The sequence below is a fragment of the Frankia sp. CoBUL1 genome (assembly GCF_978021245.1).
This window is the reverse complement of the sequence record NZ_CDXDOS010000141.1, coordinates 1-8,503: the sequence shown is the minus strand read 5'-3', so window position 1 is coordinate 8,503 and position 8,503 is coordinate 1. Positions and strand designations below refer to the sequence as shown.

The window sequence follows — 8,503 nt, the reverse complement described above, 5'->3', positions numbered from 1 at the left end:
CTCCACCCCAAGCACGAACGCGCCGGCAGGAAAGACGTCCTCGAAACGCACCGGAATACGCGTGGGAACCGCCATCGACGATCAGCCTCCGTTAGAGTCGCCCCCGTGGCCGGTAGTCCGGCCGCTGTCGGGCAGCACCCACAATGCGCCGCTCGCCGAGCGCTCGCCAAGCGCATATACGGCTCGATATAACGTGCCGACATAGAAATGCGCTCAGCGTTGCGGGAGCCTTCCGGACCGCACTCGCCAGCCACTATTGTTTGACGGGCGACAAACAACGGGGAAGGGGTCGGCCACGATGCTGCGCGACACTGCGACAGGCGAGGACTGGCCCGCGGTCGGCCAGGCGATCAACGCTCGCATGCGGGAACAGCGGATCACTCAGCAGGCGCTCGCCACCACGTCCGGGGTGTCGGTGGCTACCCTGCGCGAGCTACAGCGCGGGACGAGCCGCCGCCGAGCCCAGGACAGCACCCTCGTTGCCATCTCCCGCGCGCTCGGGTGGGCAGATGACCATCTGCTTGTGGTGCTACTTGGAGCCCCGCCCACCGTGGTCACGTCCCCGGCACCGCCGATAGACCGGCAGATCCTCGATGTCCTGCTGCGGATCGAGCGCCGCATGGCCGACATCGGCGCCCACCTGCGGGTCCCCACCGCGGTCCGTGACGCCCTGGACCAGGACCGGCCGGCCGAAAACAGCGATGGGCCGGATCCGACAACGGCGTAGCTCCGCTATCGAGTCCGGCCCATCGGCCGAGACACAGGTCATTCGTCAACCGGACGGTGTTCCTCCCGGGGGAAGGTCCTGGTCAGTGGCGCCCGCGAGCCGGCTGACGAACAGGCGCACGGTGGTGAGGGCTTCGTCGTAGCCCGCGCGGAACGCCTGCCGTTCGCCGGAGGTCATCCACCGCGACCGGTCCGGCGCGGCGTCCGGGATGTCGAGCACCGAGCCGTGCAGGGTCAGCAGGTGGCGGCGGGTCGGCAGGTCCCCCGGCAGCCGGTAGACGAGAACCACGTCAACATCCCCGAAAGCGGCAGCGAACTCCACTTCCCCAGGCAGCTCCCCGAGCGCGCGGAGGAGGTCCGCGACGCCCGATCCGGGTTGTACCGCGAGCGCCCATTCCCCGGGCCCCCATGGCACCTTCACCACTGCCGGCCTCGCGATGCCACCGCGGCCCTTCTCCGTCTCGGTCACCGAGGGGTTCACCGCAGTTCCCGCGGTCGCGCAGGCAAGCGCTCCAACGTTCCACCAGGCACCATCCACCCAGTGCCAGACGGCAAACCGTCGACCAGGAACCGAAGCGGACACACCTGATGCTCCGCCCACCCGTGCTCGGTCGCATATCGGTCGGCATCGGCCGCCGACCGGAAGGCAACCACAGTCTCACGGATCAGACCACTTCCACCGGACTCGAAGCGCACCGCCCCGAACAGCAGAGCGCTCTCACCGTCCCCCCGCTCCCTCACGATCTCGCCCGTTGACGTCATGGTGTCCTTCCCGTCGAGTCGTTACCAGGACGGCCCTCCCCACCCACCACGTCGGCTGTGATCGGAGCAGGGTCCGGGACGCCCCGACGTACGCTGACGCCGATCTACAGTTCGGAATAGATACGAGGCTGAATACCGTGAGTGGATACACTGGCTGACGGTGCGCACATCGCCACGGATCAGACTCGTCCGACGGAGGCCACTGCCATGCCGGGACACCGCCCCCGCCCTCTCCCCGTCGCCCCGCCCGGCCTCTGGGACCGGCGCGACATGGCCGCCGCTCTCGCCGAACGCGACATGAAGACCGTCCTGACGATCTACCGGCGGTGGACCGGCGCATCCCAGTCACAAATCTCGATCATGACCGGTGTGCAGCAGCCGACGATCAGCCTCATCCTCAACGGGAAGCGCCACGTCACCAGCATCGAGACGTACGAGAAGTTCGCCGAGGGACTCGACATCCCCCGCGAACGCCTCGGCCTGGCCCCCGCAGAGCCCGCAACGACGATCGAGGCGACCCCGGCCGGACCGGACCGCCGGACGATCCTTGCCGTCGGAGCAGCGTGGGCGATCGACGAGGAACTCGAAGAAGTCACCCAGCGCATGCAGCAGTTCGCGGCCTCCAACGTCAACGATGCCTCCCTGGAACAGGCGGAGACGAGCATCGAGGTTGTCGGCCGCCGGTACGAGACCAGCAACGCCGCCACCGTCTACCCGGTCGCGCTTAAGCAGCGCCGATGGGTTGCCGAGCTCATGGCCGGGCATCAGCACCCCTCGCAGCGCCGGCACCTGTATCTGATCGGCGGGAAGCTCTCCGGGCTTCTCGGCTATCTGGCGTTCGACCTCGGCAACGAGCTGGTGGCCCGCGCCTACTGCAACGAGGCGATGAGCCTCGCCAAGGCCGCCGGACACAACGACCTTGCGGCCTGGGTTCGCGGGACGCAGAGCTTCATCGCCTACTACGGCGGCCGGTACCGCGAAGCCCTCGACCTTGCCCGCGACGGGCAGCGATACGCCCGCGGCGGCCCCGCCTCCATCCGGTTGGCAATCAGCGGCGAGGCCCGGACCCTGGGCAAGCTCGGTGACACCGCCGGGGTCGATGAAGCCGTGAGCCGGGCGCTCACCGCCCACGCGAAGATCGAGGACGCCGACCCGGTCGGCTACTTCCTGTCCTTCGACCCGTTCACCGAGTCCCGCATAGCCGGCAACGCCGCCTCCGCCTACCTGGCCGCCGGAGCCCACGAACGCGCCCGCGAGTTCACCGACCAGGCCATCCCCATCTTCGCCGCCGCCGGCTCCACCGCCAGCCACGCACTGACCCTCGTTGACGCGAGCATGACCTACCTCGCCGGACCGTCCCCCGAGCCCGACCGAGCCGGGGCACTCGTCAGCGAGGCGCTGACCGTCGGGGCGGATCTACGGTCCGAGGTGGTCGCCCGCCGGGCGAAGGACTTCCTGACCAGCGCCGCCCAGTGGCGGACGCTCCCGGAGATCGCGAAGGTCGCGGACTCGGTGAAAGTGTGGCGGACACTCACCGCATAACCTCTGTGCCCGTGCCCCTCACCCCTGAGCAGCAGGCCGACGCCGACGACTGGGAATCGTTCCGCCACGCCGAACGGATGGCCGACCACTGGTGGTGGCGTCCAGGATGGCGCCCCGACCGGCACTACCTGACCTGGTACCTCGTCTTCCACGACCAGGCCCTCACCGACTACGTCGCCGGCTTTCAGCGCGAGCTCGCCGACCTGGACTACCTCGACCCGGTGCCCGTCGACGGCCTGCACCTCACCGTGCAGGGAGTCGCGTTCGCCGACGAGATGCCTGCCGACGAGGTCGACGCTCTCGGGAAGGCCGCGGACGAACTGTGCGTGGACATCGACCCGTTCACCCTGACGGTCGGACCGATCGCCGCATACACTGGGGGCACCTTCCTGCGCACCGCGCCATGGCAGCCAGTCGCCGACCTACGGGAGCGCCTACGCGCTGCCGTCGGCCAGATCCTCGGCCCGGACGCAGTTCCGGACGAACCCGCCATGTTCAAGCCGCATATCAGCGTCACCTACTGCAACGCGGACCCGCCCGCGGACGAGGTCATCCGCTGCCTGACCGAGCTACGCCAGCAACCCCCGATCAGCCTGCCGGTCACCAGCGTCGATCTCCTCGAACTCCGCCGGGACGGACACGCCTACCGCTGGGACATCCGCCACCACGTCGACTTCACCGGCTGAGCGTCGTCCAGGGGACACCGTGAGCAAGCCGAGGCGTACCGCGTGCGTACCGTGCCGTTGCCGAATCCGTCGTTTTAGGATCAAGAGTCGCGGTGCGGACCGCCGCCGCACGACGGCTGCGCGCGGCCGTGGGCGGCCGTGCTCGCCGGTGCGTCGGCAGCCCGCACCGCGAAGGCGATCCCCGAACACCTGGAGATGAACACTGCGGTTCCAGCCCGAGTAATCCAGCCATGGAGCGATGATCTGGCCGATATCCCGCCATCGCGCACGCCAGGGGGCAGAAAAGCAAGCAGGGGGCACGCCAGCGAACGGCCGGGAGACAGAGCCAGTTGCAGCGGACAGCCCGACCCGTCCGCCCTGCGAGCGGCGAGACCTTCTGTGGCCACCCTGCGAAACGATCTTTACCCGAGAGGCTCCCGCAAGCCGGCGGATGAGGGCGGGACATGATCGCGTGGATCGCTGCTGCGAGAGCAAGCGATCGGCTCGGCCCGGCTGCCCGTTTACCTGCCCCTTTGGCGTCCGAACAGCCGAACGCAGGGCAGTGAAGGGGAAAGCGGTGATAACTAAGCGCAACAAGCCATTCGGGTGGATAAATTCTTAGATCAGAAAGCAATGATCCTGCTACTGTCCGACTCATGCGCCTATTGTCTCGTTACTGGGGGTACCTGGTCTTGCTTGCCGTAGTGGCCTTTTGGGTGACAGGTGTAGGCGGAGCCATAGTCGTGATCATGTTCTCCGTCGCGGCTGCGGTCTACTTCCTGTTCCAAGTGCCGGTCTGGTGTGGGGCAGTGACCCGTGACCAGAGGTTGTGCCGCAACAACTCATCGGGGCTGCTGATGGGCTGTAGCCTCCGACAGCACAAGTGGCAGAGAGTACGGATGACCGTCGTGCCACACGCGTGGCGTGAGCTCAACCGTGGCCTCTGGATATCACCGTCCGTCAGCGTCGCGACCCTTGCCGCCCTGTCGAGCGTGGTCTCTGCTCTCGCCGCCGTTGTGGCCCTCCTGGTGAGTGGTTGAGCTCAGATCGGGGCGACGAGGAGCCGGTTTGGATCCCCACCGTCGCGCACGCCAGGCGGCGGGAGAACGAGCAGAGGGCACGCCAGTGAGCGGCCTGAAGCTGCCCCGGTTTCGTTCACAAGTAGGGCTTTGAACGGTTATGCGACCTTATCGTACTCCTGGAATCGGGTTTCGTGCTCGTGGGGGCTGAGGTATCCGTTGGTGGAGTGGCGGCGTCGCCGGTTGTAGAAGCCTTCGATGAAGTCGAAGATGGCGGCGCGGGCCTGGTCGTGGGTGGTGAAGGTGGTGCGGTCGAGGAGTTCGCATTCGAGGGTGGCGAAGAACGATTCGGCGACCGCATTATCGTAGCAATCGCCGGAGGATCCGACGGAGCGTCGGACCTGGTGCTTCTTGCAGATCTTCGCAAATTCCCGAGACGTGTATTGGCTTCCCTGGTCGGAGTGGTGGATGACGCCGGACGCGGGCCGGCGGTGGCGTAGCGCCATGGTGAGGGCGTCGGCGACGAGGGGTGTTTTCCGCTCGGCGGACATGGACCAGCCCACGATCCGTCGGGCGTACAGGTCGAGGACGACCGCCAGGTAGAGCCAGCCCTGGTCGGTCGGGATGTAGGTGACGTCGGCGGTCCAGACCTTGTTCGGGGCTGGGGCGGTGAAGTCGCGGTTGACCAGGTCGGGTGGGAGGTGCGCGGCCCGGTCCCGGCGGGTCAGGCTGACCCTGCGACGGCGGTGGACCCCTTGTAGGCCAGCCTGTTTCATGAGTCGCGCGACCAGCTTGCGGCTGGTCCGCACGCCGGCGGCGGCCAGGTCGGCGTGCACGCGAGGGGAGCCGTAGGTCTGTCGCGACGCGGCATGCACCGCGGTGATCTTCGTGGTCAGGGTCTGGTCGGCCGCGGTGCGGGCGGACTGTCCACCGCGGCGACGCCAGGCGTAGTAGCCCTCGCGTGACACACCGAGCACGCGGGCCAGAACGGAGACAGCATGGTGTGTTTTCTCCGCATCGATCAGAGCGAACTTCATTTCTGACCGGTCTCCGTCGCGAAGAAAATCGTGGCCTTGCGGAGGATGTCGCGTTCCTCGCGGAGCTGCCGGTTCTCCTTCCGGAGACGGTTCAGCTCTTCGCGTTCGGCGGTGGTGATCTCGTCCGCTCGGGCGTCGTCCTCGCGGGAGGCTTCCCGTACCCAGTTACGGATCGACTGCCCCGACGGGCCGTATTCCTTCGCGAGTTCCTCGGGCAGCCGTCCAGCTCGAACAAGATCCACCATCTGCTGGCGGAACTCCTCCGTGTACGGCGGTTTTGATCTCGGCACCTGCACTCCTCCCTGGGGTCATTATCCCAAAGAGCCCAGGTGTGAACAGGATCGGGCCAACTTCAGCCGATAGACAGCGCCAGTCGCCGTGACAGCCCGTCCCGTCCGACTTGCCAGCAGCGAGACTGTCTGTGGTCACCCGTCGTGCAGTGAGCTTCCAGTGCCGAGCGGCCCCGCACTCGGATGGAGACACGGAGCCGCTCGGAACCGATAGGACGGTCAGGTCACCGGCTCGGCCGACGCCTGGACGCCGTGGAAGACCGCGACAAGATCTACGTCGCCGAAATGCTCGACGAGGGTGGCGTCTGCCGGAACCGCCCTCAGGGTCCGGACGATCTCGGCGACGGTGGTGCCCAGCGGCACCTCGACTTCGTACTCCCCGTGCGCTGCTGCAACGATGGTCATGGGTCAGGCCCCTTCTACCGGATGGGTCTGGTCAAGGGACCGGGTGCGGAGCTTCCCTCTTCCCCCGGTCCCGCACTGCACCGACGCACCACCGGCATCCCGGCGGACCACGCGCCCGACCAGGACCAGGCCGACCCCGTGCACCAACGATGGTCACGAGTCTGGTCACGGACGCACCCGGACGAGCCGGCACCACCCGACCCGCACCGACACCGCCGCCACCGTCCCGCCGCAGGTCACGGCACCCGACGGACGTCAGCGGACGACCACGGACGCCACCGGGGCGGAGTTCAAGTCCCCCCTCCCGCACCAGAACCCCGTTACTTGAACACCCGCCCGAAAGAGCGGTGATCAAGAGGGCACGGTCAGAAAGATCATCGAGAGCGGCGTCATCCCCCTGGGGAGCGCCGCTTTGTCGTGCCGGGGCAACCTGGCGCTCCCGATCGGCCAGCACGCCGTCCACGGCTTCGGTGAGACTCCAGGCGCGGTGCGCCGAGACCGTGGCCGCAAACGGCTCCTTGAGGTCATCCGAGGTCACCACCGGCTCGCCCACCACATCGACGTGCAGCTTGGTGAAGATCGCCATGTTGAGGACCTTGCGGGTACGGACACCCGCGCGCCGGTACAGCGTCTGCGGATCTTCGAGCAGCCGGAGCACGGTGACCAGCACTTCATGTCCGGCGTCCAGCGGTCGGTCACTCTCGGCCAGCCGATCTTCCAGCCGGGTGCGCTCCTCACGTACGGCGCGGATCTTGGCTGTCAGCTTCTCTTTGGGCCAGTCGGGATCGCCCACGAGGTCCAGGAGACCGTCCTCCCGGACGTCCAGCTCCTTGAGCTGCCGTTCGTACCGGACCCGCAGGCGGCGGCTGGCGTCCGAGGTGCTCGCCATCGTCTCGTCGAGGTGGGCCTGGACCGTCGCCCGGAAGTCGGCGGACAGCTGAACGTTGACGTAGTAGTCCTCGATGGCCTGTTCGACCTTGCTGACGGCCATGTACGGCAAGTCGCACTGGTGATCGAGCCGGCCCTGGCAGATGTAGTAGAAGTACCGGACGCCGCTCTTGCTCTTGCCAGGCATGATGATCAGCCGCCGCCGGCAGCGGTCGCACCAGACCAGACCCTTCAGATAATGATCATGAGTCCGGTGCCGCGTGCCGGCCCGCCGCTCGGCGTACAGCACCCGCTGTACCCGGTCGAAGAGCTCCTGGGAGATCAGCGGCTCGTGCCGCCCCTCGTACTCCTCGCCGTCGTACCGGACGTAGCCGAGGTAGTAGCGGTCACGCAGCATCTCGCCAATCTTGTTGATCGAGATCGGGCGACTCGCCCACTGCTTCGTGGGTCGAGTCCTGAAGCCGGCCTCCGTCAGGGCGTCCCGGAGGGTGTGGAAGTTGAACTTGCCCGTGGCGTACAGCTCGAAGGCCATGACCACGAACGGCGCGCGCTCCTGATAAAGCATCACCGTGCGTACCTCGCGGCCCTCGAACTGCTCGCGGACGTTGAGGTAGCCCAAGGGTGCCACGCCCAGCGTGCCGCCCTTCTTGGCCTTCTGGCCCATCTTGTACTTGATGTCTTCGCCGCTAACCCGCACCTGGTACTCGTTGAAGACGGCGATCATGCCGTGCATCGCCTGGCCGGCTGGCGTGGTGTCGAGGTTCTTCTCGGTGGCCGAGTGGAGCTGCACGCCAAGCCGTTCGAGCGTCATCATCATGATCGCATCGTCGTAGCGGTTCCGCGCGAACCGCGACAGGGCGTAGACGAAGACGTGCTTGATGTGCCGGTCGGCCTTGATGCGGGCGATCATCTCCTGGAAGGCCGGCCGCTGGTCGATCGTCTTGCCGCTCTTCCCCGGGTCGATGTACTCGTCCACCAGGACGACACCCAGCTCTCGGGCGCGCTGCTTACAGGCCACCCGCTGAGCCGGCAGCGAGATGCCTTCCGGGTCGTAGTCGGTATTGACCTTCCCGGAAGATGAGACGCGGTAGTAGGCGATGGGTGCAGTTCTCCCCAGGTGAGATCAAGCGGCGAGTGTGTAGCTGGGTGAGTACTTGCTGTCGTGGTTG

The 8,503-nt window shown here is 67.0% G+C and carries 8 protein-coding genes and 1 pseudogene; 4 read left to right on the top strand and 5 right to left on the bottom strand.

What is annotated here, in order from left to right; genetic code table 11:
• A pseudogene (locus tag AC08OX_RS11505) lies at positions 1-75 on the bottom strand (plasmid replication, integration and excision activator); the annotation flags it as partial.
• Between the two features lie 223 nt (positions 76-298).
• Between AC08OX_RS11505 and AC08OX_RS11500 the strand changes: the two are divergent.
• Positions 299-727, top strand: coding sequence for a helix-turn-helix domain-containing protein (locus AC08OX_RS11500; RefSeq protein ID WP_476607810.1), 429 nt, complete (start codon positions 299-301; stop codon positions 725-727).
• Positions 728-772: 45 nt separating this feature from the next.
• Here AC08OX_RS11500 and AC08OX_RS11495 read toward each other — a convergent pair whose 3' ends face one another.
• Positions 773-1,195, bottom strand: a complete 423-nt coding sequence (locus AC08OX_RS11495) for a hypothetical protein (protein ID WP_476607809.1) — start codon at positions 1,193-1,195, stop codon at positions 773-775.
• Positions 1,196-1,758: 563 nt separating this feature from the next.
• Here AC08OX_RS11495 and AC08OX_RS11490 point away from each other — a divergent pair.
• The 3 genes from AC08OX_RS11490 to AC08OX_RS11480 all read left to right on the top strand — a co-directional run bounded on the left by AC08OX_RS11490 (position 1,759) and on the right by AC08OX_RS11480 (position 4,735).
• Positions 1,759-3,030, top strand: a complete 1,272-nt coding sequence (locus AC08OX_RS11490; RefSeq protein ID WP_476607808.1) for a helix-turn-helix domain-containing protein — start codon at positions 1,759-1,761, stop codon at positions 3,028-3,030.
• Between the two features lie 11 nt (positions 3,031-3,041).
• Positions 3,042-3,716, top strand: a complete 675-nt coding sequence (locus AC08OX_RS11485; protein WP_476607807.1) for a 2'-5' RNA ligase family protein — start codon at positions 3,042-3,044, stop codon at positions 3,714-3,716.
• Positions 3,717-4,594: 878 nt separating this feature from the next.
• Entirely contained in the window at positions 4,595-4,735 is a 141-nt protein-coding gene (locus AC08OX_RS11480; RefSeq protein WP_476607806.1) for a hypothetical protein, read from the top strand.
• A 137-nt stretch (positions 4,736-4,872) separates the two neighbouring features.
• Here the strand turns inward: AC08OX_RS11480 and AC08OX_RS11475 are convergent.
• From AC08OX_RS11475 to AC08OX_RS11465, 3 genes are all read right to left on the bottom strand, one after another.
• Positions 4,873-6,041 (bottom strand): IS3 family transposase gene (locus tag AC08OX_RS11475; RefSeq protein ID WP_476607805.1). Its coding sequence is split into 2 segments (ribosomal slippage): positions 4,873-5,783 and positions 5,783-6,041, totalling 1,170 coding nucleotides; the frame shifts between segments, so codons are not numbered across the junction.
• A 219-nt stretch (positions 6,042-6,260) separates the two neighbouring features.
• Positions 6,261-6,446, bottom strand: a complete 186-nt coding sequence (locus tag AC08OX_RS11470) for a hypothetical protein (RefSeq protein ID WP_476607804.1) — start codon at positions 6,444-6,446, stop codon at positions 6,261-6,263.
• Between the two features lie 31 nt (positions 6,447-6,477).
• Positions 6,478-8,433, bottom strand: a complete 1,956-nt coding sequence (locus AC08OX_RS11465) for a recombinase family protein (RefSeq protein ID WP_476607811.1) — start codon at positions 8,431-8,433, stop codon at positions 6,478-6,480.
• Between the last annotated feature and the right edge of the window lie 70 nt (positions 8,434-8,503).